The organism is Streptomyces sp. NBC_01317, assembly GCF_035961655.1.
In the GTDB taxonomy this organism is placed as follows: domain Bacteria; phylum Actinomycetota; class Actinomycetes; order Streptomycetales; family Streptomycetaceae; genus Streptomyces.
On the sequence record NZ_CP108393.1, the window covers coordinates 8,040,695 to 8,066,947 of the forward strand.

Below are 26,253 nucleotides of genomic sequence, written 5' to 3' on the forward strand. Positions count from 1 at the left end.
GCCCCGGCACGGACGGCTCTCCGCACACCGGGCCCGCAAGACCCCCACACCCTCTCACCCGCCGCGCCCGAAACGGCGGCCCGCCCGGCACCCGGGCGGGCCGCCCACCGCTCCGGCACACCCGGCGGCCCCGGGTGTGCTCCGCAAGAGACGCCCTAGGGGTCGTCTTCAAAGGTCATATCCAGAGGAAGATGGAGGCGATGGTGACGGTGGCTTGGTAGGACTCGCGGGTTTTGTCGTAGCGGGTGGCCAGGCCGCGCCATTGCTTGAGTCGGTTGAAGCATCGTTCGACGACGTTGCGGAGCCGGTAGACCCTCCTGTCGAATGTGGGTGGGCGGCCGCCGCGTGAGCCTTTGCGCAGGCGGCCTGTGGCCTGGTCGATGCGTTCGGGGATGGTGTGCCCGATACCGCGTCTGCGCAGGTAGGCGCGGATCTTGCGAGAGCTGTAGCCCTTGTCGGCGATGACGTGGTCGGGTCGGGTGCGGGGACGTCCCGGGCCGGTGCGCGGAACACGGATGGCGTCCAGGACGTCTTCGAAGCGGGTGCAGTCGTTGGTGTTGCCGCCGGTCAGGACGAAGGCGAGGGGCCGGCCGTGTCCGTCGCAGGCCAGGTGGACCTTGGTGCTCAGTCCTCCACGGGATCGGCCGAGGGCGTGATCACCCGCTTCGTCCCGGTCGGCAGCCCCCTTTTCCCACCGGTCGCGTGCTGGTGGGCCCGCACGATCGTGGAGTCCACCGACACCAGCCAGTCGATGTCACCCGCCGCGTCCCTCTCCGCCTGGATCGCCTTCAGCATGCGGGAGAAGGTTCCGTCCAGCGCCCACCTGCGGAAACGCGTGTACAAGGTCTGCCAGGAACCGTAACGCTCCGGCACGTCCCGCCAGGCCGAACCGGTCCGCAGCTTCCACACGATCCCGTTCAGCACCACCCGGTCATCCGACCGGGGCCGACCAGCCGTCCCCGAACTCGGCAACAACCGCGACAACACAGCCCACTCAACATCCGACAACTCATGACGACGCACCACACCCGCCATAATCCCGCATCGCACAAACAGCTTTGAAGACGACCCCTAGTGGCCCGGGGCCGGGGCCGGGTCGGGCCTGCCGAAGCGGCCGTCGACGAAGAGCAGCCCGTCCTCGCCGCTGCCCCGGCCGGCCGCCAGGACCGTCCCGATGAAGATGGTGTGGTCGCCGAAGACGTGCGAGTCGCTCAGCTCGCACTCCAGCCAGGCCACCGAACCGCCCAGCAGGGCCGCCCCGGTGTGTTTCCCGGCCTCCCACGCCACCCCCTCGAACTGGGCCGCCCCCAGCGTGCGGTGCTTGTCGGCGAAATGCCGCGCCAGGGGCTCCTGCCGCACGCCGAGTATGTTGACGGCGAAGCGGCCCGCGGAGGCCAGCGCGCCGTGCATCACCGCGCCGTGGCTCACACTGCACAGCACCGACGGCGGATCGAGGGAGACCGAACTGAACGCGTTCGCGGTCATGGCGTGCACGTGCTCGCCCCCCACGGTGATCACCGTGACACCGGTCGCGAAGCGGGACATCACTTCCCTGAGCCGGACGGGTTGCACCGGCTGTGGCCCCGGACGCACGGCCGCGGGATCGAGTTCAGTGGACGCGGAATTCATGCCACCCTCTCCGAGGTATTTTGAGCAGCGCACATCACGTGCCATCCGTGGGTATCGCGTGGTTGTCCCTGGGTCCCGCCGGCCGGTGGCCTTCAACGTACCCGCGCCGGCCCCGCCGTCTCCCACCCCCGGGTAACCGCCGCGCCACCTGCCCGTACCCCTCGCGGATGACCCCGCGGTGACCGCTGGTTGACCGGACGCGAGCACCCTGTGGTGCATGGATCACACCAACACCGCAACCCCGTCCAGAGAACTGGCCGAACCTTTTCTCCGCGAAGTGCTCGCCGGTGCCGGCCTGGCCGTCGAATACGTCCGCGCGAAGGGCAATACCCTCTACCAACGGGACGGCGAGGGCGGCGAGATACCCGTCGCCGACTTCGCGGGCGGCTACGGATCCGTCCTGCTCGGGCACAACCGCCCCGAGATCGTCGCAAGGGCGCGGGAACTGCTCGACGGCGACACCCCCGTGCACGCCCAGTTCTCCAGCCACCCCTACGCCAACGCCCTCGCCGCCGAGCTGAACCGGATCATCCACCGGGAACTGGCCACCGAGGAACCGTATTTCGCGGTATTCGCCAACAGCGGCGCGGAAGCGGTCGAGGCGGCGGTCAAACACGCCGAACTGGACCGGGGGATGCGCACCGCCGCCCTCCTGGAGGAGATCCGCGCACACAACGAGACCGCGCGCACCGCGGTCGCCGACGGCACCGCCGTCCTCGCCGGGCACACCCTGGAACGCCTGGGTCTCACCGCCCCGGCGGACCCCCGCGAGGCCTTCGCCCTGCTGGAGGCCGAACTCGCCCGGCGCAACGCCGAGCAGACCGCCAGGCCACCGCTGTTCCTGGCACTGGAGGGCGGATTCCACGGCAAGCTCGCGGCGAGCGTGCAGCTCACCCACAACGAGGGGTACCGCGCCCCCTTCCGGTCGCTCGCCGCCCAGGCCCGGTTCGTCCCCCAGGACCGGCCCGACGTCCTCAAGCAGGTGCACGCCAAGGAACGGGGCGTCCTCCTCGGCGCGCGGGCCGTCGACGGCCAGGTCACCCTCACCGAACGGGAGTTCCCGGTCTTCTGCGCCTTCCTGGTGGAACCCATCCAGGGCGAGGGCGGAATCCGCGTGCTCTCCCGCGAATTCGCCGAGGAAATCCAGCAGTTCTGCGAGTCGATCGGCTGCCCCCTTGTCGTCGACGAGATCCAGAGCGGAATGGGCAGGACCGGGACACTCCTCGCCAGTGCCCCCCTCGGACTGCGCGGCGACTATTTCACCCTCGCCAAAACACTGGGCGGCGGTATCGCCAAGACATCCGTGATGCTGGTGCGCGAGAAGTACTACCGGAAGGAATTCGAGATCGTCCACAGCTCGACCTTCGCCAAGGACAGCTTCTCCTGTCACATCGCCCTCAAGGTCCTCGAACTGCTGGAGGCCGACGGCGGACGGGTCTACCGCGTCGCCCAGGAGCGGGGAGCCGCGCTGCGCGCCGCACTGGACGGCGTACGGGCGGACTTCCCCGACGTCGTCGCCGACGTCCGGGGCCGGGGCCTGATGCTGGGCCTGGAATTCCTCGACCAGTCGGGGTCCTCCTCACCGGTGGTCCGGGAGATCGCGGGCGGCGGTTTCTTCGGCTACGTCCTGGCCGGACACCTCCTGCGCCGCCACCGGGTGCGTACGTTCCCCACCGCGAGCGCGCTCAACACCCTGCGCTTCGAGCCCTCCGTCGAGCTGACCGACGCCGAGATCGCCCAGCTCGACACCGGGCTGCGCGACGTGTGCGAGCTGCTGCGGGCCGGCGCGGGCGAAGCACTGACCGCGCCCTGAGCCCACCGGCCCACCCCCGGGCGTGGCATTCGGATTAAAGACCTGGTCAAGGCAGGGGATGGTCAGCGATGATGCGGGCACGGGCGCGACTCCTGTGAGGATTCTTCAGCGTACAGAACTGAAAGATCATCAGGGGCCGCGCCCGCTTGACAAATCAAAACCGGAATTCCGGCAGCAGACCGGAACCATGCCGGGGCCATGACAATCACCATGGCCGGTGGCCATTGAACGGGGGAGTTCATGCGATTTCGTGTTCTGGGCGCGTTGGAAGTCAATGATGATCACGGCTTGGTGGAACTCGGCGGTATAAGGCAGCGATCCGCTCTCGCCTACCTCCTCCTCCACGCCAACGAGGTGGTCTCCACCAGCCGGTTACTCGGAGCGCTCTGGCCGGCCGACGACGCGCCCATGACCGCGCGGAAGATCCTCCAGAACGCGATCTGGCGGCTGCGCGGAGTCCTCGCCGGGCTGTCCCCCGGCGAGCCGGCCCCCGAACTGCTGACCTGGTACCCCGGGTACATGCTGCGGGTACGGCCCGAGCAGGTCGATCTCCTGGTCTTCCAGCAGCGGGTCGCCGAGGGCCGGGTGGCCCTGGCCGCCGGCCGCCCGGCCGCCGCACGCGACCTGCTGACCGAGGCACTCGCGCTCTGGCGCGGCCCGGTGCTCGCCGATCTCGCCGAGGAGGGCACCTACTGGGCCGAGGTCACCTCCATCCAGAAAAAACGCCTCGACGTCATGGAGGACTGCTTCGAGGCGGAGCTGGCCTGCGGCGGCCACCAGAGCGTGCTCCACGAACTCAAGGCACTGGTCGAGGCCGAGCCCCTGCGCGAGCGCGCCTCGCGCCAGCTCATGCTCGCCTTCTACCGCTGCGGCCGGCAGGCCGACGCCCTCGCCGTGTACGGGAGGGTACGGGAGGCCCTGGTCGAGGGCCTCGGCCTGGAGCCCAGCCCCGAACTCCAGCAGCTCCAGCGGGCCGTCCTCACCCAGGACCCGGCACTGGACCTGCCCCGCACCGCCCAGCTCCCCCGCCCCGGGCAGACCCAGCTCCCCCCGCCCGGGCAGACGGCACGGCCCCCCCGGCCCGGACCGCCCGCGCAGCACACCCCGCCCCCGCGGCAGCACATCGCGCCCCCCTCCCCGCACACGGCCGAGCCCACGGCGGCACGCGCCGCCTTGCCGGGCGAGTACCGGCAGGCCAGTGTGCTCCTGCTGCGCTTCGGGCTCGGACCCGAGTTCGGCACCCTGCCACCGGAGGACGTCGACCGGGTCCTGGACGCGGTGACCCAGCTCGCCCGCGAGAAGATCGAGGCGGAGGGCGGCATCGTCGCCTCGGCGCTGGGCTCCGTCCTGCTCGGCCTCTTCGAGGACACCGCCACCGACACCCCGGCGAACGCGGGCGCGGTGCGCGCGGTACGGGCCGCCGCGGCCGTACGCGACTGCCTGGCCATCGCCGCGGACACCCTGCACTCCACGGGGGAGGCGCTCTCCGCGCACGGCGCGGTCTCCACCGGGCAGGTCGTCGTCTGCCGCTGGCCCGGTGCCGGTGTGACCCCGCCGTGGATCGGCGGCCATCTCGTCGACGACTGCCGCACGGCGCTGGGCATGGTCCCCGCGGGGGAGGTCCATGTCTGCGAGGCCACCCGCCGGCTGACCGATGGCCGCATCACCTACCGCGGCACCGGCACCGGCACGGCCCCCTGGAAGCTGATGGCCGTCGGCGACGGCTTCACCAACCAGTGCGGGACCTCGGCCGGCGACCGCGAGTGCGAACTCGACCTGATGCGGGCCGTCCTGCTCAGGACCCGGCACCGCTCCACCCCGCACCTGGTGACCGTCCTCGGCCCGCCCGGCCGCAAGGCCCGCCTGCTGCTGGAGTTCCAGCGCCTGGTGCGGACCGGCACCACCGAGCCCGTACGGGTACTGACCGGCACCGTCGCCCCCTCGCGCGGCGGCATGTCCGCGCCGGCCCAGATGCTCGCCTCCTACGCCGGGACCGGCCCGGGCGACACCCCCGGATCCGCCTCGGCCAAACTCGACACGGCCCTCGCCGGGCTCACCGACGACCAGGAGACCCGGGCCGCCCTGCTGGCCGCCCTGGGCCCGCTGATCTACGCGCGTGGCCCGGTACGGCGCGCGGTCCTGGGCGCCTGGCGGGACTTCCTCGCCCTGGCCGCGGCCAAACACCCCCTCGTGGTGATCTGGGACGATCTCGAGCGCGCCGACGAACCGCTGCTCGAACTGGTCGAGGAACTGGCCGACCCGCGCGCCGACCTGCCGCTGCTGAACGTCGTCGGCGCCGACGCCAGGCTTCTCGCACGCCGCCCCGGCTGGGCCGCCGGCCGCCCGCAGGCGATGACCATCAGCCTCGGCCCGGTCGCCGACGACGCCCTCGACCAGCTTCTCGAATGCCTCCTCATATCGGGCCGGGCAGCAGTGGTCGCCTAGGGCGTGTCCGCGAAGCGGCGTCCGGCACGCGGCGCCTGGCACGCGCTCGCCGCGTTGCCGGACCGGGCGAGTACCTCCGGTACACGCCCGGTCCTCCGCCTCGCGATCGCACGCACCGGACGCCGCGGGCCCCGCCCTGCGGGCGGACGACGCCACTTCGCGGACACCCCCAGGACATCCGCGAAGACATCCGCGAAGCGCCCTGCGGTCCGCCAGCGCCCCGCACGCGCCGCGCTGGCGGACCTGCCCCCCCCGCGTCCGCTACGGGCAGGCCCCCCGCCCCGCGACGCCCCCCCCGCGGCCCGGGGCGCGGGAGGCACCCCCCGCCCCGGACAACGCGGCCTCAGCCGGCAAGATCCGAAAGAGACGGCCCGGCCCGCACCACCCGCGCCGCCCCGGTGCCGCCCGCCCCGGTGCCGCCCGCCCCGGTGCCGCCCGCCCCGGCCGGCCCGCCGGCGCGGGCCAGTGCCCGGATCACCTCCAGGCACCGCGGCGCCTGGGGCGGCAGCGTGTGCGCCGCCGACTCGATCAGCAGGGATATCGCGACCGCGTGCTGGGAGGCCGCGCCCCGGGGGAAGGGCGGCACGTCCCCGCCCCCCGGACACGGGGTCCGGCCCGCGGCGGCCAGCACCCGCCCCGCCCACCGCGCCACCGACACCCGTGTCCCGCGGTGCGCCAGCACGCCCGGCGCGGGAACGGCCAGCAGGTTCCGCTCGAAACGGCGCAGGATCGCCCCGGAGTACTCCGCCAGCAGGGATCCGCCCGGCGCCCCCTCAGGAGCCGGGGCAGGACGGCGGACAGCGGGAGCACCCTCACCGGACACCGTGGTCCGGGACGTGACCCTCGCCCGGCGCAGCCCCTCGGTGAGGGCCACGGCGAACTCCCTGCCGACGAACACGGCGAGTGTCGCCTCGTCCTCGAAGGGCTCCTGGGCGGCCCGCGACGAGGACCCGGAGCCGGGGTGCTCGCGCTGCGTACGGCTGTTGTCCATACGAGCAGCCAACCAAGTCCCGTACACCGCGTGCCCACCTGCCGCTCTGCGCGCCGGCCGTGGAAAGACCGTGACCGGCCGGTTGCCACACCCGGCCGCCCACCCCCGCCGCGCCCGTACGGGCCCCGGCCGCGGCGGAACTCCTAGGCCTCGCCGCCGGACACCGCCTGGAGCGGCAGCCCGCCCGGCCCGGAGAGCCGGGTGAGGCTGAGCGTACTGGTGCTGCGCTGCCCCACCCCCCAGAACGGGCGCTTGCCCAGCAGCTCGGGCCGCGCGCACGCCACGATCAGCAAGGGGCAGCCCTCAGCCGTCGTGGCCAGCTCCTCCACCCAGTCCAGCACCGCGTCCGAGGCAAGATGCAGATCGTCCAGGCACAGCACCAGCGGCTGCTGCCGCGCCCGCAGGGACAGCAGCTCCGCCCAGCCGTTCATCACCGGACGGGGATGCACGCGCGACAACGGACGGTCCGGTACGACCAGGTCCCGGAGCAACCGGTCCGCCACCGGTCCGCTGCCGGCCGTCCCGTGCACCAGACGCATGAGCAGTTCGCCCTGCGAGGTGCCGGGGGGAATCGACGAGAACTCCCGCCACGCGTCCAGCAGCGCACCGGCCAGCGTGCCCGCGCCGCTCACGGGCGCCGAGGGCCGCAGCACCAGCACCCCGCCCGGACTGCGCGTGATCCGGTGCTCGAACTCCGCCAGCAGCCGGGACTTGCCCGACCCCGGCTCGCCCAGGACCGTCAGCAGACACGGCACACGATGATGCCGGGAGTGCGCCAGCAGACTGTTCAGGATGTCCAGTTCATGTTCCCGCGGGAACCCCGCACCCCCGGCCCCCCGCCCGCGACACCGCCCGGAACCTCCGCCCCGCGCCCCTGCGGATAGACGGCGCAGGCCTCCCGCACATCGAAGACCATGCCCGCCTTCCCCCGCACCCGCACATAGCGCACCTGGCTGTCCGTGCCGACCGCCGCCTTCCGGCTCACGTACACCCTGCCCGGCGGCACGTCGGACAGCAGGCGCTGCGCCGTGTCCAGCAGCGCCCCCACCACCGAGACCCCGCCGCCGGGCGCACCGGGCACATCACGCACCAGCACCCCGCCGGTGGTGACCACCGAACGGACCGCCAGATCCGTCACGTCCCCGAACCTCTCCCGTACGGCCAGCGCCGCCCGCACCGCGTCCAGCGACGCCGCCGAAGGGTCCCCCCGCAGCCCGAACAGCGCCGCGGAGAGATGGCCCACCGACCCCACGACGGTGCCGCCGTGCTCCTCGACGCACTGCGCCACCAGGGTCACCGCCCGGTGCAGCGCGGCATTGAGCTGCTCCGCGTCCAGCGGCTGCTCCGCCGGGGTGCCGGTCTGGATCAGCAGTACGGACACCTCCTGGCGCCTGTTCGCCGGCGCGCCGCCGCCCGCCGCCCGCGCGGCCGGTGTGCCCTCCTCCTGCGCCGGGAGAGCGGGGTCCTTGCCACCGATCACCGCGACGGGCACCCCGGCCGGCACCGGCGCCGCCCCGGAGGGATCCGCCCCTGAGGGGTCCGGGACGGGCCCGGCCGCCGCGGGCCGCGGCACATCCCCCAGCGGCGCCCCCCTCATCCCTGTCACCTGCGCCACCTCCGCCGGCTCCTCGGCGGGCGCCGTCAGCGAGGGGTCGTGGTGCAGGATGTGCTGCTGGAGGGTCTGGAGGTCACGGGAGGGTTCGAGACCGTACTTCTGGACCAGTTCGAGCCGCACCCGGCTGAACACGCTCAGCGCCTCGGCCTGCCGCCCGCAGCGGTACAGCGCGAGGATCAACTGCCCGCACAGCCGCTCGCGCAGCGGCTCCGACTCCGCCAGCGAGACCAGCTCGCCCAGCACGGCGTGGTGCCGCCCGCAGGCCAGCTCCGCCTCGAAGCGGTACTCCATCGCGTCGAGCCGCAACTGCCGCAGCCGCGCCACCTCCGGCCAGTCCAGGCCCTGTTCCACCAGATCCGACAGGACAGGGCCGCGCCACTCGTCCAGCGCCTCGCGCAACAGCTCGGCCGCCAGGGCCGGTTCGCCCGCGTCCAGGAGCCTGCGGCCCTCGGCCACCCGCCGGTCGAAGCGCGAGACGTCAAGGGTGTCGGGGGCGACCTGGAGGATGTAGCCCGGGGACCGGGTGAGCAGCTCCGGGGCCGGCGCCCCCGGCACCTCCAGCAGCGAGTGCGGCCGCGACAGAGCCGCCCGCAGCCCGGACACCGCGTTCTGTATGATCTTCCTGGCCGTCACGGGGCGGCTCTCCTGGGACCACAGGGCGTCCAGCAGCTCGCTGGTGGCGACCACGTGATTGGCCCGTAAGAGTAACTTCCCCAGAACCGCACGCTGCTTGAAGCCGCCCAGAACCAGCGTACGGTCCAGGGACTGGACTTCCAGCGGACCCAGAATCTTGAATTCCACGTTTTCTCCCGCGAGTTGACCAACCGACCGTCGGTGACTGGGGCTCGCGCTACCTGCCCCCTTGCGTGACCGCGTCCCGCACACCGCGCAGCACCAGCCCGGCCACGGCGTCGAGGTTCTGGTCCAGAAAGAAGTGACCGCCCGGGAAGACCTCCAGCTCGAACCCCGCCCGGGTGAACTCCCGCCAGCGCGCCGCCTCTTCGACCGCGACGACCGGGTCCTCGCGCCCGGCCAGCACACTCACCGCGATCTCCAGCGGCGCACCACCGCCCCAGCGGTAGGAGGCGAGCGCCCGGTAGTCGGCGCGCAGCGCGGGCAGCGCCATCTCCACCAGCTCCGGGTCGGCGAGCACGGCGGCACCCGTCCCGCCCAGGGAGCGGACGGCCGCCAGGATCTCCCGGTCACCGGCCAGCACGTCGTGCCGGTCCGGGAAGGGGCCGGGCGCCCCGCGCGCCGAGAGGAACAGCCGCACCGGCAGCGGCGCCCCCGCGGCCGCCAGGGCGCGGGCGCTCTCGTAGGCGAGCAGCGCACCCATGCTGTGGCCGAAGAAGGCGTACGGGCCGCCCGGCGCCGCGCCCAGCTCCCCGGCGATCCGCCCGGCCAGCTCCACGATGCCCGCCGGCCCCGCCTCGTTCCTGCGGTCCTGGCGCCCGGGATACTGCACGGCCAGCACATCGACGCCCGGGCCGCCGGGAACACCGACCGCACCCGGGCCGCCGGCCCCGGCCGACAGCCGGCGCGCCAGAGGGACGTACACACTGGCCGAACCGCCGGCGTGCGGGAAACAGACCAGCCGCACCGCGCCGGGCCCCGCCTCCGCGAACCGCCTGAACCACTGACTGTTCATAGTGTTCTCAACTCCTGTGCGTGCGATCGGGGTTGCTCGTAGGATTCCTTGAGCGCGGGCCGGGCGCGGCGCACGGCCCCACCCGCCCACCGGCCGGCCACCCGGGCGCCCCGGCATGCCACACCCCCCGGCGGACCGGGAGAGCACACCCCCCGGCACCCGGGCACCACCACACACGCGCCGGCCACGGCGCAGGGTCTTCGGCCACCCCCGGCCCCGCTCCCCACAGGAGCGGCCGCGGCACCGGGCCGCCGGGCCGTGGCCGCGCCGGTCCCGCCCCTCGCGTCTCCCCGCACCGGACTCCCCTCTGGCGCCCTCGGTCCGGTCCCACAGTCGCGGATGGTCCTTCGGGTTTGCTTCGGGTCCGGTTCGGGGCGCCCGCCCCGTTCTCGGCCGGCCCCGGTTGGAGCCCGCTTGAGGCCTCATCACTCCGCGAGTCGATCGGGTTACTGTGTGATCATGCGATTCGGGGTGCTGGGCCCACTGGAGGTGTGGAGCGCCGAGGGGAGCCTGGTGCCGGTTCCCGAGGTGAAGGTCCGTACGCTCCTCGCGGACCTCCTCGCCCACCACGGCGAAGTCGTACCCAAAGGACGGCTCATCGAAGACCTCTGGGGCGGCTCCGCCTACACCGCCCGCCCCACCTCATCCTTACAGGCCAAAGTCTCACAACTGCGCCGGGCCCTGGAGAACGCCGAAACCGGAGCCCGCTCCCTCATCGCCCACCAGGCACCCGGATACACCATCGACATACCGGCCCAGGCACTGGACGTCGGCCGGTTCCGCGCCCTGGTCGCCGAAGCCCGCACCTGCGACGAACCCCGCGAGAAGGTCACCGTCCTGACCGAAGCCCTGTCCCTGTGGCGCGGCCCCGCCTTCGCCGACTTCGCCGACCAGCCCTTCGTACGCTCCGCCGCGGCCACCCTGGAGGAAGAACGCCTCGCCGCGGTCGAAGTCTACGCGGAAACCCGCCTGGAACTGGGCGAACACAGCGCCCTGGTCGGCGAACTCACCGCCCTGGTCGAGCGCTTCCCCCTCAGAGAAGGCCTGCGCGTCGTACAGATGCGCACCCTCTACCGGGCCGGACGCCCCTCCGAAGCACTCGACAGCTACGCCGACCTGCGCCGCCGCCTCGACGAGGAACTGGGCCTGATGCCAGGACCCGCGCTCGACGCCCTCCAACAGGCGATCCTGCGCCACGACCCCCAACTCGCCCGGCCCGACTCCCGACCCGCCCCCGCCACCGCCGCCCGCGCCCGCACCAACCTCACCGCCTCCGTCAGCACCCTGGTCGGCAGGGACGAGGCCATGGACGAGGTGCGCCGGCTCATCTCACACCGCCGCCTGGTAACCCTCACCGGCCCCGGCGGAGTCGGCAAGACCCGGCTGGCCACCGCCATCGTCGACGGCCTCACCGCCCAATTCCCCGACGGGACCTGGCTGGTGGAACTGGCCGGCGCCCGCGCCCCGGAACGCACCATCGGACCGGAACCACTCGCCGAACGGATCATGGCCGTACTGGGAATCAGGGAATCCGCCTCCGACAGCCCCGCCGCCGGAGCCACCCAGCGCCTCGCCGGCATCCTCGCCTCCCAGCGCCTCGTCCTCATCCTGGACAGCTGCGAATACGCGATCGACGACGTGGCACGCCTCGCGGGCCCCCTCCTCGACAGCGCCCCGGGCCTCCACATCCTCGCCACCAGCCAGGAACCCCTGCGCATCAGCGGCGAGACACTCTGGCCCGTGCCCTCCCTCGGCCTCCCGCCCTCCGGCGAGGAACGGTTCGAGACCGTCCTCGCCTCCAGCGCCGTACGACTGTTCGTCGAACGGGTCCGCGCCACCGACCCCGACTTCTCACCCGACGCCGCCACCGTCCGCAGGATCGCCGGGATATGCCGGCGCCTCGACGGCATCCCCCTCGCCCTCGAACTGGCCGCCACCCGCGTCCGGGCCCTGGGCGTGGACGAACTCTACGACCGGCTCGACGACCGCTTCCGCATACTCACCAGCGGATACCGCGACGCACCCCACCGCCACCGCACCCTCCAGGCCACCATCGACTGGAGCTGGAGCCTGCTGGACACCCGCGGACAGACCGTCCTGCGCAGACTCTCCGTCTTCGCCGAAGGCTGCGACCTCGAAGCGGCCGAACAAGTCTGCTCCGGCACCGGCATGACGGCCCAGGACGTGGTCGACGCACTCGCCGTGCTCGTGGACCGCTCACTGGCACTCAGGAGCGACAGCCCCGCCGGCGCACGCTACCGCCTCCTGGAATCCGTCGCCGCCTACAGCCAGCAGCGCCTCGGCGAATCCGGCGAGTCCCACGACCTGGCCGCCCGCCACCTGCGCTACTACACCGAACTGGCCGAACGCGCCCAACCCCACCTCCACGGCCGCGACCAGCGCCGCTGGCTGCGCCGCCTCGACGCGGAGGCCGCCAACTTCCAGCGCGCGCTCCAGGAAGCAAGGCGCACCGAGGACGCCCACCGCGCGCTGCGCCTGGCCAACGCGCTCAGCTGGTACCGGTTCCTGCGCGGCCGCCTCGGCGAGGCCCGCAGGGCACTGGCGACCGCGCTGGCCGTCGACAGCGAGGCCACCGGCGGCAAAGCGGTCCCCGCCGAACGGGCCGAGGCAGCCTGCTGGCACGCCGGCTTCTCCATGCTGCTGGGCGAGGGCGTCTCGGACCCCGGGCCCCCCGCCGCCCGCGGCGGCCCGGCCGGGCACGAGGTGGGACAGGTCAGGGCCGAGTGGTTCCTCGGCGCCGCCCACTGGAGCGTGGGCGTCCTGTCCGCCGGCGAGGACGGCGTACGGCGCGCCCTCCACAACTCCCGCGCCCTGCACGACAGCTGGGGCACCGCCGCGGCCCTCAGCAGCCGCGCCGCCCTGGCCCTGGCCCGCGGCGACCTCGACGCCCTGCGCGACAACGCCCTCGAAGCCCGCGCCCAGTTCACCGAACTCGGAGAACAATGGGGACAGCTGAAGGCCGCCGAAGTACTGAGCGTACTGGCCGAGATCAACGGCAACTACGAACAGGCCGAACAACTCCACCGCGAAGGCCTGCGCATCGCCGAGGCCCTCGAACTGTGGCCCGAGGTCTCCCGCCAGCTCTCCGGACTCGGCCGCATCGCCATCCTCGAATGGCGCTACCGCGAGGCCGAGGACTTCCACACCCGCGCCCAGCGCCTCGCCGTCGAGCAGGGCAACCGGCCCGCCGAGCAGTTCGCCGCCCTCGGCCTGGCCCTCGGCGCCCGGCGCGAGGGCAACCTGGACGTCGCCGAGGCCCGGCTGCGCCCCTGGCTCACCTGGAACCGCAGCCGCTACGACGCCCCGGGCCTGGCCCTCGTACTGGCCGAACTGGGCTTCATCGCGGAGCAACGCGTGGACGCCGCACAAGCCCTGACACTGCATCAGGACGGCCTGGCCACCGCCACGGCCACCGGCGACCCCCGCGCCGTGGCCCTGGCACTCGAAGGCCTCGCCGGCGCCCACTCCCTGGCCGGCCGGTGGGAAAGGGCGGCCAGACTCCTGGGCACGGCCGCCGCCACCAGACGGCGCACAGGCGCACCCCAGCCGCCCGCCGAACAGGCCGATGTGGAGCGCATCGCGGCGCGCCTGCGCAACGTGCTCGGCGAGGAGGCGTACGCCGTGCAGTTCTCGGTGGGGGAGCGGACGGACCATGTGACCCAGGCCGCCGCCGAGATGGAACGCTCCCCCTCTCCCAAGCCCCCTGACACCACACCGGCCGGCCGGCCCCCGGACACCCGGTAACCCCCCCCGGGGCGGTCACCGGCCGGCAACCACCCGGTAACCGCCCACCGGACAGCGGGTGTTCAAGCGGTCAGGATGCCCGGGACTCGAGCTTCGCACGCTGGTCGTACTCACCGCGGGCGACCGCGATCTCGTGCTGGTGCGCCTCCGTCCACGCCACCAGGGCCTGGATGGTGTCGTGGAGCGTCGCCCCCAGAGGAGTGAGTTCGTAGTCCACCCGGGGAGGCACCACGGGGTGTACGGTCCGGCGGACGAGCCCGTCCCGTTCGAGCTGACGCAGTGTCACCGTCAGCATCCGCTGGCTGATCCCCTCGATCCTGCGGCGCAGTTCCGTGAAGCGCAGGGTCCGCCGTTCCAGCAGTGCTATGACCAGCAGCGACCACTTGTCGGCGACGCGGTCGAGGATCTGCCGTACCTCGCAGCCCTCCCGCGTGTCCCACTGGAGGATGTCGTAGTCCCCATCGGTACCCGTGCAGTGCGTCGGTGACTTTAAAGTGCCTTCTTCCATGGCCAGTCAGCTTGCCGGATGATTCCGGGAGTTACAAGTGGGAACCGGCGGGCTCTCCCGTAACCGGACTCCGTGGCCGGGGAACCGCACACCGCCTCCCCCGGGCGCTCCACCTGCGCCGGACAAGAGCGCGGGCGAATTCCCTTTCCTCATTCCTGCGTGCTTTCAAGGAGACTTCCTGTGTCCACAGTGCAAAACCCGTCGGGCAGCGGCACCGACCGCATGAGCGGGCGCGCCTGGGGCGTGCTGTTCGTGCTGTGCGGCGCGATCTTCCTGGAGGGCATCGACGTAGCGATGCTCAATGTGGCGCTTCCCTCGATCCGTGAGGACCTGGGCCTGTCCACCGGCACGCTCCAGTGGGTCATGAGTGCCTACGTGCTCGGCTACGGCGGCTTCATGCTGCTCGGCGGCCGGGCCGCCGACCTGTTCGGGCGCCGCCAGATGTTCATCTTCTGGCTGGTGCTGTTCCTGCTCTTCTCCGGCCTCGGCGGCCTGGCCACCGAGGGCTGGATGCTGATCACCGCCCGGTTCGTCACCGGTGTCGCGGCGGCCTTCATGACCCCGGCCGGCCTGTCGATCATCACCACCAGCTTCGAGGAGGGCCCCAAGCGCAACAAGGCGCTGCTCGTCTACTCGGGCACCGCCGCCGGCGGTTTCTCCATCGGCCTGGTCGTCGGCGGCCTCCTCGCCGCGGTCAACTGGCGGTGGGTGTTCTTCGCCCCGGTGATCCTCTCCTTCCTGATCCTGGTCACCGCCATCGCCCTCATCCCCAAGTCGGCCCGCCCCCGGCGCGACGGCCAGCCCGTCGACCTGGCCGGCGCCATCACCGTCACCGGCGCGATCCTGCTGCTCGTGTACTCCGTCGAGCGCGCCACCCACGTGGCGGCCCCCTGGACCGTGGGCACGGTCGCCGCCAGCCTGGCGCTGTTCCTCGCCTTCACCGCCATCGAGCGCAAGTCGGCCTCACCGCTGGTGCGGCTCGGGATCTTCCGCAACTCCGCGCTCGTACGCTCCAACATCGCCGGACTCCTCTTCGCGGCCGGGTTCTTCGGCTTCCAGTTCATCGTCGTCCTCTACCTCCAGGAACTGCGCGACTGGTCGACCCTCCAGACCAGCTTCGCGATGATCGTGATCGGGATCGACGCGGTCCTCTCGCCGACACTGACGCCCAAGCTGGTCGAGAAGTTCGGCAACGCCCGGGTGATCTTCGGCGGCCTGGTCCTGGCCTCGCTGTCGTACGCCCTGTTCCTGCCGGTCCAGGCGGACTGGACGTACGCGATGATGTTCCCGAGCCTGATTATCCTCGGTCTCGCCTTCTCCCTGGCGTACGGCCCGCTCACCATCGTCGCCACCGAGGGCATCGAGGAGGAGGAACAGGGCGTCGCCGGCGGCCTGCTCTACACCTCCTTCCAGTTCGGAGCGGCCCTGGGGCTCTCCTCGGTGGCCGCGGTCAACATCGCCGCCACCGACGGATCCTCGCCCGCCGCCCAGCTCGACGGTTACCAGGCCGCCCTGGTCGTCCCCCTGGTCGCGGCCCTGCTGGCCACGGTGCTCAGCGCCTTCGGCCTGCGCAAGCGCTCCGGCGCCGCCGACGAGCCCCTCCCGCAGGCCGCCTCCGTCTCGTAACACCGCCCCCACCCCCCGGACGGGCCGCCCCCAAACGGCCCCCCCCAGCGCGACGCCCTGGCCGCGATTCCCCCGCCGGCCAGGGCGCCGCCTTTTCTCATGCCCGGCCCCGCCGCGAAGCCCGCCGGGGCCCGCTCCCATTGACGCTTGAGGTGAGACGCATTGGGCGGGGATTGGCGAATGACTTACTGATTACCGGTACGAGACCGCCCTTCCGGGAGAATGCTCGGTGCGTGCCGCAATCGAGGTCGATTGCTCTCGGTTGCTTTTGCCCAAGTTGCGTTGCGGTCCGAACCGCGCGGCGCGTATTGACCCGTTCGCATAAACGGGTCCGGTGACCCGCCGCCCGGCGGCGGCCCCCGGACCCGGCCTCCCACCTCCCCCGGGTGGGACGAGACTGCTCAGGAGGCAGAATGACTACGACGGACAGCGCCGTCGCCGCGGTTCTCGACGAGGTCACCGGTCTGGCCGCGACGCTTCGGGAGAGCGGTCCCGAAGCCGAGGAACGCCGTTGGATCCCGGAAGCCAACATCGAACTGCTCGACAAGGCCGGCGTGTTCCGCCTGTCGGTGCCCCGCCGCTTCGGCGGACTCGAGGCACCGCTCGCCGACCAGGTCAGGATCCTCACCGAGATATCCCGCGCCGACACGGCCACCGGCTGGGTGGCGATGATCTGGGTGTCCAGCTCATGGGTTCCCAGCCAGTTCTCCGACCAGGCGCAGGAGGAGGTCTACGCGAGCGGCTCCGCCCGCGTCTCCACCGGCTTCGCCCCCTCGGGCACCCTCACCCCCGCCGAGGGCGGCTACACCCTCAGCGGATCCTGGAAATGGATCTCCGGCTCCCGCGGCGCCAACTGGGCGCTCCTGTCGGCCCTGCTCACCGGACCGGACGGGACCCCCGCCCCCTACGCGGCCCTCGTGCCGTTCTCCGAACTGAGCATCGCCGACGACTGGCACGCCTCCTCCGCGGCCGGCACCGGCAGCTCCACCGTCACCGCCGACAACGTGACCGTGCCCGCCCACCGGGTGGCCTTCCTGATCGACGTGCTCTCGGGCGCCACGGGCGACCGCTCCAACACCGGTGCCACCGGCCGCAATTACCCGTTCATTCCCTTCTTCATGGCCCAGGGCGCCTCGGCGTACATCGGGATCGCCAAGGGCGCCTACGACCTGTTCCTGGACCGGCTGCCGGGCCGCGGCATCACGTACACCTCGTGGACCGACCAGAGCCAGTCACCGGTGACGCAGATCCAGGTCGCCACGGCCGCCAACAAGCTCGCGGCCGCCGAGGGCCTCCAGGAGGGCTGGCTGAGCCTGATCCAGAAGCACGCCGACGCCGGCACCCAGCCCTCCGTCGAGGAACGGGCCGCGGTACGCGGCAGGGCGGCGTACGCGATCCAGCTCGCCAAGGAGGCCGTGGACGAGCTCTTCGAGGCCAGCGGCGCCTCGGTCATCATGCGCGACGTGCCCTTCCAGCGCTTCCACCGCGACATCCGGGGGCTCGCGCTGCACGCGCTGTTCGCGTTCAACACCAACCAGGAAGTACACGGGCGCTCGATCCTCGGCCTCGCCCCCGACACCCCCTTCCTGTGAGCCGCTGAGCCGCGCCCCGGGGGGCCGGCTCAGGCCGGACACGCCGTCCGGGCCGCCCGCCGCACCGGCGGGCGGCCCGGACGGCCACCCTGTCATGCCCACGCCACACCGATCGATCCCCGTGCCCTTGCGCGCCGGCGACCCCTCGCGCATCCACGGTGGGGAAGGACTCCGCTGCTATGACCGACAAGACCGTTCTCGTCCTGGGAGGGACCGGCAAGACCGGCCGCCGCCTGGTGAGCCGGCTCACCCAGCGCGGCGCGCGCGTCCGCGCCGCGAGCAGATCCGGCGACGTGCGTTTCGACTGGGACGACCGCAACACCTGGGAACCCGCCCTCCAGGGCGCCGACGCCGCCTACATCGTCGACATGCAGGACAAGCCCGGCACCTGGGACGCGGAGACCCACATCCGTGAACTCGCCGAACTCGCCGTGGAGTCCAAGGTCCGCCGCCTGGTGCTGCTCCAGGCGCGCGTGACCGACCCGGTGGGCGGCAAGTCCCTGATCGCCGGCGAAAAGGCGGTCAAGGAGTCCGGCGCGGAGTGGACCGTACTGCGCCCCAACTGGTTCCACCAGAACTTCGACGAGGGTGTCCTGCTGGACGGCGTCAAGGACGGCGAACTGCGGCTTCCCGCAGGCGACGGCCTGGAACCCTTCGTGGACGCCGACGACGTGGCCGCGGTCGCCGCCGCCGCGCTCCTGGACGACGGGCACACCGGCCACACCTACGAACTGAGCGGTCCGCGCGCGATCAGCCTCGGCGAGGCGACCGACACGATCAGCGCCGCCGTCGGCCGCACCGTCCGCTACGTCCACGTCGACCACCAGGACTACGTCGACGAACTCGTCCAGTACGAGGTCCCCGCCGACTACGCCCTCTTCGTCGCCGACCTCGTCGCGCAGATCCGCGACAACAAGAACTCCGTCCCCACCGACACCGTGCGCCGCGTCCTTGGCCGCGAACCGCGCGACTTCACCGACTTCGTGGCGGACGCGGCGGCCCGCGGGGCATGGAACCTCTGAGCCCGTCCCGCACACGAAACGCGAACGAGAGATGCCTTGCGACAGGTACGGCAAGGCATCTCTCACCCCTGACGTATCCCCGGCGGTCCCGCACTCCCGCACAGTTCCGCACGGTATCGCGTAAGTGAGTGGGTGACTTTGAAGTGCCCTCTTCCAGGGGCCTTGTGGCCGATGCATGCTGGTTTCGTGTGACCTTCCACGGACCACCTTTCAGATCAGGTTAATTGCCAGGGACAGGAGCCCGCATGGCCGACAAGGTCGACTCGTTTTCCGAGCTCGCGGACAAATTCTTCGAATACATCCAAGACATTCGCTACTGCACGATGATTACGGTGGACAAGAAGTCCCGCCCGCGCGCCCGGGTACTCCTGCCGATCTGGGAGACCGTGGACGGCAGACCGGTCGGCTGGCTCGCCGCGTACAAGACCCCGGTGAAGGTCGCCCACCTCGCCAACAACCCCCACACCACCTACGCGTACTGGAGCCCGCGCCAGAACGCCGTCTACGTCGACAGCGTCTCCACCTGGGCCGAGGACATGGAGACCAAGACCTACGCCTGGGAGCTGTACCAGAAGGGCAGCCCGCCCGGAGTGGGCTACGACCCCTACAACTTCTGGCGCGGCGGTCCCGCCGACCCGAAGTACCACGTCCTGCGCATCGACCCCTGGCGCGTACAGGTACTACGGGGCACCGACCTGAGCAGCCGCATCTGGACAAAACCCGAGGACGACAAGAACTGACCACCCGCCCACCCGCGACTTCCGCGTTCCGGCGGGTGGCGACGAGGCCTCTGATCCGCGGTCGCCGGGAGCCCCGCTGATAAAGGTGGAGCACCTCACGCACCGGTGCGTGTCCGTGCTGCTCAGGGGCTTGCTGCCTGGCCCGGACCGGCGGTCGCCCGCGGGCGGGGCCCTGAAGGAGGCCGTCCGCCGGCCGCCGAGGCCGCGAGGACGGAACGGGAACGTCGCGCACGAAGCGGAACGGCCCATAGCCCCTGGCAGCCGCGCGCAGGATACGGATCCGGTTCTCGACGCCGGTGGGGCCGATGCCGTCCAGCCGGAACCGGACAGGGGACCTCGCAGATCCAGGCCGGCGGCCGGCAGGACCACCGTGACGCCGGGCACCGGTGAGAAAGTGAGCACGGCCTCGGTCACGGCCGGCGCGTGAGCGGCCCGCCCGCGCACGGCAGCCGGATCGGCCACACATCTCGGGCCACCCGGCAACGAGTCGCACATCTTCCCCAACCGCTCGCCGTACGGCCGCGCTGGTCCTCGCCGCCGGCGCCATGGTCGGGGTCGCGGCCCTGCCGGCGCTCCCTGAGCGCAGAGTGGGTCGAGGTCACCAACACCACCCGCCGTACGGTCAACCTGGACGGCTGGACCCTGTCCCACAGCGACGGCAACAGCTACCGCTTCGACGACCTGCGCCTGGCCGGAACGCTCCAGCGTCCGCGTCCACACCGGCGTCGGCAACGACACCCGCACCGACGTCTACCAGGGCGGCCGCTCCTGCATCTGGTCCAACCCCGCCGACACCGCGACTTTGCGCAACGACCGCGGCCGCACCGTCGACTCCGAGTCCTGGGGCCGCGGCAACCACCGCTGACCCACAACCCGCAGCAGACCGACGTACCCCCGGCGTGGCCGCGCCGGGTGTACGCCCGCGTTCCCGGAAAAGAGCGTCTGACCGCAGCTCGCCGAGATGCGGGCGGACACGGACAAGGTGACGGGGCTGGGTGTACAACGCGGACCCTGACGACCCGGATCCGCGACCGCGGCAGGCACGCGTACCGGGAGCTGGCAGTCGTCGCGTTGAACCGGACGCCACCGGCGCGGCCCTGAGGCGCAGGGGGTTCTCCTGCGGCTTCAGTTGACGCGCCCGGAGATCATCATCGTCCGAGCCAACTCCGCCCTGGGCTTTGAGAGGGCTCCGGCTTCTGGCCGTCCTCTTCGGCGAGGCGTGCGCAGAGGCCACCGTCCGGCAGGCTGCCACCAGCCATGCCACCGCAGGCACCGCAGGCACCCCGGGTACGGCGACGAGTCCGGGCGCTCGGTCAGGACTGAGCGGAGCCGCATTCCGTATGATGCTGGGTTTCTGGCGCAGGCGGGACTCATGGCCCGGGCCGGGCCTCCGGGCTCGGGCCGGCCCATGCATCGCGAGGAGAGAACAATGAACCGGATCAAACGGATATTCTTCGCACTTGACCGACGCTTCGCCGGGCACCTGCCCCCGTCCGAAGGCCGCAAGCGCGCCGTTCGGCATCCGCTGCCCTTCGGTTTCGTCGGTGCCGTGTTCTTCGGCGGGCAGCCCACGTGGGTGATGGGGCGGATCGAGCTCTCGATCGTGCTGTACGCGCTGGTCATGGGCGTGCTCGTCAGCCTTGGCGTCATCCTTGAGCGCAAGCGGATGATCCACTACGGCTTTCTGCCCCGGCCGGACCGGCCCGCTACGCGCCGCTAGCATGCCGCGCCTCACGGCCCGCCCCATCGACACCTACGAGTTGACCCATCAGGGGAGCTGACCGGAAGCGCAGGACAAGATCCTCGGTCTGATGGACGAGCACCATCGTAGGAACGTAGGAACGCATTCCTGACGCTGATCGCCAACGATGCGTGACCGGTGAGGGCAACACCTTTTCCCAGGTGTCGTGGTGCAGTGCGACGGCGGGAGGTGTTCCATCGGCAGCGGCAACACCTTCTGCCCCTCGACGCTGGTGATCGCCGCGAACGGCGGGCGGATCGACAGCGGGGACGAGTGTCCCCCGGCCCCGGCGGTGTCCAGATCAAGGCCAACCAGCCCGGCTCCGTACGGTCGGTCGGCAGCTGGCCGGAGGCGGCGACTTCACTGGCAGCGACCCCGACCACCGCGGCGCCGTACTCAAGGGCGCGGGCCTCGCGCGCGGGACCCGGCTCGAGGCCGACGACGTCGTGAACGGCCTCGGCGACTTTGCCGCGGCGACCGTCAAGCGCCAGCTCGCCCATCACCCGCGGAGCAAGTGATGAGCCGGACGCCAACCCACCGGGTTCGCGGAGTCGGGCTCGGGATCGGACTGACCGGTATCGGTCGGTCGTGGCCCGGCCCGGAGGCCGCCGCATGAACATCCGCTTTTTTGATACGGCCGCCGCCTACGGCAGGAGCGGGGGAGGTGCTCGGCGAGTAACCAGGGCAACCTGGCCACCGCCCGACGCGAGGAACTGGTGATCTCGACCGTCCACGACCTGCCCGAGGTGTCCGCGAAGAAGAAGACAACCAGGTCCCGCGGCAAGAGCGCCTGAGCGCCCGCGCGGGAATGCCGGCAGACATTGATGAACAGACGGTGCGCCGGGCGTACGGCGCGGCCCTCGACGACCTAAGTCCGCGGTCGTACGGGCTCCGGGCCGAAAGGCACGACCCGCGACCGATGCGGCAAGTACGCCTCGTACCTACGCTGACCGAAACGGTCCGCCACGGAAATGCCGTGACCCTTGGCTCGCCACCAAACATGCCGTTTCGAAGGAGAAGCCCGTGCCCGCCGACGGTCAGAGCCACATCCGCGTCGCCCGTCCGTCGCGCAACCTCGTCGCGGCGGAGGAATTCTGGGTCCGGGGTCTGGGGCTGAGCGTGCTCTACCGGGCCGAGGGCGGCGACGCGCCCGGAGAGCACGACCTGCTGATGGTCGGCTGGCCCGACGCCTCCTGGCACCTCGAACTCGTCCACGAGATGGCCGGGTTCGCCGAGCCGCAGCCCACTGTGGAAGACCTGCTCGTGATCTACCTCGACGAGCAGGTACCCGAAGAACTGGTAACCCGCCTCGGGACACACGGCGGCAGGTGTGTCCCGTCCCCCAATCCGTACTGGAACACGTGGGGCATCACCGTCGAGGACCCGGACGGATACCGCCTCGTGCTCTGCACACGCGCGTGGTCCAACGCCTGAGCCACACCCAGCTAGTCCGTCCCGCGCTCGCCGACCACGTGCGACCACCGAACCCCTTGGTACGCCGACGCGCAGAAAAAAAGACCAGTACCAATGGTTCGAGACCGCCTTTACGGATACCCCGCTGCGCCCCACTGCGGGCACCATGGATCCCTTCGTCTCACGCACCCCAATAGCATGCCCGAGCGTGATCCAGAAGGCTCTTGGAGGCGATGACCACACAGTGTCCTCCCCGCGATCCGGTCCGAGCGCGGGGTGACGCGGACCCGTACGCCGCAGCTGGCCTTGATCCGCCTCAGGTGACCCTTGGGGCGTAAGCGGGTGGGGACACGACGAGGAGGCCCTCATGTCCAGCGCATGCCGATCTTGGAGAGTTGCTCTGCCCGCTCCGGCGTCAGCGTGGCGGCCCGGCTCCGCTGGTTGCTGATCCAGGAGCCGAGCCGGAGCTCCCGCTCCTCCTGCCCCTCGCCGGCGACGGTCCGTTCGACGTGCTTGCGGGGGACGTGGAGGTGCCCTTCGCGCGCGTGGTACTGCTTGGCGGCCTGGTAGTGCGCTGCCCATTTGTCGGCCTGCGTGCGGCGCGGCTTCGGCTTCTCCTCCTCGGCTGCGGGTTCGATGCCGAGGACCTGTTCGCACATCCACTGTTGTACGGCCGTGAGGTGGTCCCACCCGAGCCGTACGGAGGTCACCCACCGCCCGAGGTCCTCACCCTGGCGTACGGTCTCGCCCACTCTGGTGGGCAGCGCTCCACCGGCGTCCAGGTGCATGCGGACGAGGCGGAAGCACCTCTGCCATGCTACCGGCCAGCCGGGGCACCAGGAGGCGTCGATCTCTTCCAGCTGCTCGCGCCGTTCGGCGGTCATGGCGCCGGCCGACGATTCCACCGGCAGGCCTTCGGCGCGCCGCCGTTCGTTCTCGTCAGCCTTCCGGGCGGCGGCCCGCGCGTTCTTCAACCAGATGCCGACCGCCGCGCCCTGGTAGGTGGCGTCCAGCGGCGCCAGAAGATGCCCTGCCTCGGCGGCCCACCCCTGAGCGGCGGCCAGGCCCTCTTCCCAGGCGACGTCGAAGTGGGACCAGATCATGCCCAGTTTCTCCAGCTGGGTGACGCGGTCCTCGTCCATCTTGCCGCGGGCGTAGAACCTCCGGGCGTCGGCGATCCACTGGCCCAGCGGGAACTCAGCGAGCGACGCCGGCCACCCTTCGGCTTCCTCCTCCTGGCCGTTGCCGCCGGGTACCCGGTACGTGAACGGCACCCTCAGGTCGCCGTGCTCTCGCACGTAGATGACAGCGGCCTCCACACCGCGCCGCCAGTGCTCGCGTTCCGGGTCGACAACCCGGAGGTTGATGAACGCGGCGAGCACGGCGGGGTCGCGCGGGGTGGAGAATTTCAACAACCTCCGGGCCGGCGCCGACGGGCCGGAGGCCTCGTTCCCTTCACCCCGGCCCTCCTGGCCCCGCGCGGCCTTCTGGACAGGCTTGTAGGCGCTCGGGGCCTGCTGCTCCGCCAGCTGCTCCACGATCCGGGCGTCGTGCGCCCGCAGCGCTTCCAGCAGCTTGGCGAGTCCGCCGTACGCCCGGGAGGTCAGCATGTTGTCGGCGGTCTCGCCGGGCCCGAGGAGTACGGGCACGACCAGGTTGGCCACTTTGCCCTCTCCGGGCTGCATGCGCAGTGCCCTGCCGACGGCCTGGACGAGGTCGGGCATGGAGCCGCGGACATCCGCCCAGTACACGGCGTCGCAGTTCTTGGTGTCGACGCCCTCGCCCAACACCTTCACCGAGGACAGGAAGCCCTTCTCCACGACGATGCCGTCGGTGGCGATCCCGGCGGCGAACTCGCCGAGGACCTGACGGCGGTGGAGCGGCTTGTGGTCGCCGCACAGCCAGTCCGCCCAGACTGTCTCCGGGTACAGCTCCGGGTCGCCGGCGTGCAGCTGCGAGGCCACGTCGGGGAGGCCGGCCGCGAACGCTTCGGCTTCCCTGACGACGTGGTGGAAGACCAGCGTGCGACGGAAGCTCTCCTCGGCCGACGCTTTCACCAGTGCGGTCTGGAGGGCGGCGAGCCGCGCCCCGCGCACCTCTGCCGACCGGCCTTCGGCGCCCAGGAGCTGCGCGGCCTGGAGCTGCGTGTCACTGATGTCCACGCACACAACCTGGTACGGCGCACAGATTCCCCGGTCGATGGCCTCGGAGAGCGTCAGGGTGAAGCAGCGGCTGCCGAACGGCCCGCCGGGGTCGTCGTCCATGCTCGCCACCAGCTCACCGGGTACGCCGGCCTCGTCCTCATCTCCGAGCTGCCAGAGCCTGGGCGTGGCCGTCATGTACAGACGACGCAAAGACGGGACTTTCTGGTTGTCGTGCACGACCGCCCACGGCTTCCCGATCCGCCCCGAGGTCCGGTGCGCCTCGTCGATGACGATGAGGTCCCAGCCGGGAAGGCCGGCGGCGTGCGCGCGCTCCAGCGTGCCGAGCCCGAGGCTGGCGTACGTGGCGTACACCGTCACCTTGTCTAGGCCCCGCGTCCACTCCACCAGCTCGTCCACGTCCGTGGTGTTGGGGAACGATGCCTCCTCGCCCCGCAGCGAGGACACCCCGATCATCGGCCCCCGGCGGCCGCCCTCACGCCACGCGGCCTCGGTCTGGGCGAGCAGGTCCAGCGAGGGTACGAGCACGAGCACCCGGCCCGCGCGGAGTTCCTCCGCGCTGCGGGCTGCCACGAGTGTCTTCCCTGACCCGGTCGCCATGATCACCTGTGTGCGCAGGCCCCGGTCAGGAACCCGTGATCTTGCAGGGATTTCGAGTGCCCTCCGCACTCTGTCGACCGCTTCACGCTGATGAGACCTCAGCTCTTTGTCCGTCACTCCCACTTCCTTCTAGCAATCACGCTCACAAGTCACCTCGAACATGCCTGGAGACAAGGGCATTTACGAGCTTAAGGGCCACGCATCGTGCCCGGCGGACCACGTGGGTTGAAGACGAGCGAACGAGTCCTTTCCCTCATCAGGCGTCCGCCTCTCAGTCCAGAGTCTATCCCAGATAGAGTTTGAAGCAGACGTCTCGCGCGAGCCCCGGGTGCGACACGGTTTCGAACCTCTTCCCGGGGGCAATCGGCCTGGCATGGAAATTAACGAAGGTGCCGAAGAAGTGATCGCAACCCAGGGGGATGAGCATCATGTCGTCCTCAGCGCCGACACCAACGGTGATGGAAAGCCCGATGTCTGGATGACAGACACGACTGGCGACGGCAAGGCCGACCTCTACCAGTTCGACACCACCGGTGACGGGAAGATCGACGTGACGGTGGTGGAAGGAGCCGAGGAGCCCGGCACCGACCGGCTTGTGGTTGAGGGCGATGGTGGCCACCCGCAACAAGTGTGAACCCCCACACAGCTACGACCAAGCCCCCCACATCTCCTTGCTGCCGGGCCGTCAGGCCCGAGGGGTGCGCCACGCTCCGCGTGGCGCACCAGCTGCTCGCAGCGCACTAGGGGGCTGGAGCGCAGCGGAAGCCTCCGGGCCGGCCTCCCGCTCGGGCCCGCAACGCGGGCCGTTACCTCTGCGGTTGGTCCTGCAGCGAAGCGGAAGGACCTGGCGAGCGAGCGGAGCGAGTCGCCTCCGCTCACGCGGAGCGTGAGCGGCCAGGGAGCGCAGCGACCTGGTTCGTTTTCTTCGGGCGCAGCCCGAAGG

General features: G+C 71.4%; 18 protein-coding genes. 10 read left to right on the top strand and 8 right to left on the bottom strand.

Annotated elements, in window-relative coordinates; genetic code table 11:
* Nucleotides 1–175: 175 nt before the first annotated feature.
* Together OG349_RS34650 and OG349_RS34655 are read right to left on the bottom strand one after the other, a co-directional pair.
* Nucleotides 176–1,023 (bottom strand): IS5 family transposase gene (locus tag OG349_RS34650; RefSeq protein ID WP_442806354.1). Its coding sequence is split into 2 segments (ribosomal slippage): nt 176–673 and nt 676–1,023, totalling 846 coding nucleotides; the frame shifts between segments, so codons are not numbered across the junction.
* Between the two features lie 48 nt (nt 1,024–1,071).
* Complete coding sequence (locus tag OG349_RS34655; RefSeq protein ID WP_327232569.1) at nt 1,072–1,545, bottom strand: flavin reductase family protein; 474 nt, start codon at nt 1,543–1,545, stop codon at nt 1,072–1,074.
* A gap of 301 nt (nt 1,546–1,846) precedes the next feature.
* Here OG349_RS34655 and OG349_RS34660 point away from each other — a divergent pair, with 301 nt between their 5' ends.
* Nucleotides 1,847–3,442 (top strand): aspartate aminotransferase family protein, encoded by a 1,596-nt coding sequence (locus OG349_RS34660; RefSeq protein ID WP_327232568.1) that lies wholly within the window; start codon nt 1,847–1,849, stop codon nt 3,440–3,442.
* A gap of 291 nt (nt 3,443–3,733) precedes the next feature.
* A complete protein-coding gene (locus OG349_RS34665) occupies nt 3,734–5,887 on the top strand; it encodes a BTAD domain-containing putative transcriptional regulator (protein WP_327238383.1) in 2,154 nt (717 codons plus the stop codon).
* A 343-nt stretch (nt 5,888–6,230) separates the two neighbouring features.
* Here OG349_RS34665 and OG349_RS34670 read toward each other — a convergent pair whose 3' ends face one another.
* The 4 genes from OG349_RS34670 to OG349_RS34685 all read right to left on the bottom strand — a co-directional run bounded on the left by OG349_RS34670 (nt 6,231) and on the right by OG349_RS34685 (nt 10,141).
* Nucleotides 6,231–6,878 carry a hypothetical protein gene (locus tag OG349_RS34670; RefSeq protein WP_327232567.1) on the bottom strand — a complete coding sequence of 216 codons (648 nt, stop codon included), beginning with the start codon at nt 6,876–6,878 and terminating at the stop codon, nt 6,231–6,233.
* Between the two features lie 143 nt (nt 6,879–7,021).
* Nucleotides 7,022–7,633, bottom strand: coding sequence for an ATP-binding protein (locus tag OG349_RS34675; protein ID WP_327238380.1), 612 nt, complete (start codon nt 7,631–7,633; stop codon nt 7,022–7,024).
* A 32-nt stretch (nt 7,634–7,665) separates the two neighbouring features.
* Nucleotides 7,666–9,294: a BTAD domain-containing putative transcriptional regulator gene (locus OG349_RS34680; RefSeq protein ID WP_327238381.1), complete on the bottom strand. Its 1,629-nt coding sequence runs from the start codon at nt 9,292–9,294 to the stop codon at nt 7,666–7,668.
* Between the two features lie 49 nt (nt 9,295–9,343).
* Nucleotides 9,344–10,141: a thioesterase II family protein gene (locus OG349_RS34685; RefSeq protein WP_327232565.1), complete on the bottom strand. Its 798-nt coding sequence runs from the start codon at nt 10,139–10,141 to the stop codon at nt 9,344–9,346.
* Between the two features lie 459 nt (nt 10,142–10,600).
* On the opposite strand from OG349_RS34685, the gene OG349_RS34690 reads away from it, so the two are divergent.
* On the top strand, nt 10,601–13,906 hold the full coding sequence (locus OG349_RS34690) for an AfsR/SARP family transcriptional regulator (RefSeq protein ID WP_327232564.1): 3,306 nt from the start codon (nt 10,601–10,603) through the stop codon (nt 13,904–13,906).
* A 70-nt stretch (nt 13,907–13,976) separates the two neighbouring features.
* Here OG349_RS34690 and OG349_RS34695 read toward each other — a convergent pair whose 3' ends face one another.
* On the bottom strand, nt 13,977–14,414 hold the full coding sequence (locus tag OG349_RS34695; protein ID WP_327232563.1) for a winged helix-turn-helix transcriptional regulator: 438 nt from the start codon (nt 14,412–14,414) through the stop codon (nt 13,977–13,979).
* Nucleotides 14,415–14,636: 222 nt separating this feature from the next.
* Here OG349_RS34695 and OG349_RS34700 point away from each other — a divergent pair, with 222 nt between their 5' ends.
* The 6 genes from OG349_RS34700 (at nt 14,637) to OG349_RS34730 (ending at nt 22,569) form a co-directional block, all read left to right on the top strand.
* Nucleotides 14,637–16,040 (top strand): MFS transporter, encoded by a 1,404-nt coding sequence (locus OG349_RS34700; RefSeq protein ID WP_327238382.1) that lies wholly within the window; start codon nt 14,637–14,639, stop codon nt 16,038–16,040.
* A 413-nt stretch (nt 16,041–16,453) separates the two neighbouring features.
* Entirely contained in the window at nt 16,454–17,632 is a 1,179-nt protein-coding gene (locus OG349_RS34705) for an acyl-CoA dehydrogenase family protein (protein WP_327232562.1), read from the top strand.
* A 179-nt stretch (nt 17,633–17,811) separates the two neighbouring features.
* Nucleotides 17,812–18,654: an NmrA family NAD(P)-binding protein gene (locus OG349_RS34710; RefSeq protein WP_327232561.1), complete on the top strand. Its 843-nt coding sequence runs from the start codon at nt 17,812–17,814 to the stop codon at nt 18,652–18,654.
* Nucleotides 18,655–18,899: 245 nt separating this feature from the next.
* The gene (locus OG349_RS34715) at nt 18,900–19,394 is read left to right on the top strand and encodes a pyridoxamine 5'-phosphate oxidase family protein (protein WP_327232560.1); all 495 of its coding nucleotides are present in this window, start codon (nt 18,900–18,902) and stop codon (nt 19,392–19,394) included.
* A 1,429-nt stretch (nt 19,395–20,823) separates the two neighbouring features.
* The gene (locus tag OG349_RS34725; protein ID WP_327232559.1) at nt 20,824–21,114 is read left to right on the top strand and encodes a hypothetical protein; all 291 of its coding nucleotides are present in this window, start codon (nt 20,824–20,826) and stop codon (nt 21,112–21,114) included.
* Between the two features lie 1,044 nt (nt 21,115–22,158).
* Entirely contained in the window at nt 22,159–22,569 is a 411-nt protein-coding gene (locus tag OG349_RS34730; protein WP_327232558.1) for a VOC family protein, read from the top strand.
* 344 nt (nt 22,570–22,913) lie between these two features.
* On the opposite strand, the gene OG349_RS34735 is transcribed toward OG349_RS34730, so the two are convergent.
* Nucleotides 22,914–25,433 carry a Helicase associated domain protein gene (locus OG349_RS34735; protein ID WP_442806353.1) on the bottom strand — a complete coding sequence of 840 codons (2,520 nt, stop codon included), beginning with the start codon at nt 25,431–25,433 and terminating at the stop codon, nt 22,914–22,916.
* A 250-nt stretch (nt 25,434–25,683) separates the two neighbouring features.
* Here OG349_RS34735 and OG349_RS34740 point away from each other — a divergent pair, with 250 nt between their 5' ends.
* Nucleotides 25,684–25,944, top strand: a complete 261-nt coding sequence (locus OG349_RS34740) for a hypothetical protein (RefSeq protein WP_327232556.1) — start codon at nt 25,684–25,686, stop codon at nt 25,942–25,944.
* Nucleotides 25,945–26,253: the final 309 nt, after the last annotated feature.

Excerpts from the sequence above, each read along its gene's own strand:
- OG349_RS34690 (WP_327232564.1), top strand. The coding sequence starts at position 10,601 with ATGCGATTCGGGGTGCTGGGCCCACTGGAGGTGTGGAGCGCCGAGGGG.
- OG349_RS34705 (WP_327232562.1), top strand. The coding sequence starts at position 16,454 with ATGACTACGACGGACAGCGCCGTCGCCGCGGTTCTCGACGAGGTCACC.
- OG349_RS34695 (WP_327232563.1), bottom strand. The coding sequence starts at position 14,414 with ATGGAAGAAGGCACTTTAAAGTCACCGACGCACTGCACGGGTACCGAT.
- OG349_RS34725 (WP_327232559.1), top strand. The coding sequence starts at position 20,824 with ATGAACCGGATCAAACGGATATTCTTCGCACTTGACCGACGCTTCGCC.
- OG349_RS34670 (WP_327232567.1), bottom strand. The coding sequence starts at position 6,878 with ATGGACAACAGCCGTACGCAGCGCGAGCACCCCGGCTCCGGGTCCTCG.
- OG349_RS34685 (WP_327232565.1), bottom strand. The coding sequence starts at position 10,141 with ATGAACAGTCAGTGGTTCAGGCGGTTCGCGGAGGCGGGGCCCGGCGCG.
- OG349_RS34740 (WP_327232556.1), top strand. The coding sequence starts at position 25,684 with ATGGAAATTAACGAAGGTGCCGAAGAAGTGATCGCAACCCAGGGGGAT.
- OG349_RS34660 (WP_327232568.1), top strand. The coding sequence starts at position 1,847 with ATGGATCACACCAACACCGCAACCCCGTCCAGAGAACTGGCCGAACCT.
- OG349_RS34715 (WP_327232560.1), top strand. The coding sequence starts at position 18,900 with ATGGCCGACAAGGTCGACTCGTTTTCCGAGCTCGCGGACAAATTCTTC.
- OG349_RS34655 (WP_327232569.1), bottom strand. The coding sequence starts at position 1,545 with ATGTCCCGCTTCGCGACCGGTGTCACGGTGATCACCGTGGGGGGCGAG.
- OG349_RS34700 (WP_327238382.1), top strand. The coding sequence starts at position 14,637 with ATGAGCGGGCGCGCCTGGGGCGTGCTGTTCGTGCTGTGCGGCGCGATC.
- OG349_RS34710 (WP_327232561.1), top strand. The coding sequence starts at position 17,812 with ATGACCGACAAGACCGTTCTCGTCCTGGGAGGGACCGGCAAGACCGGC.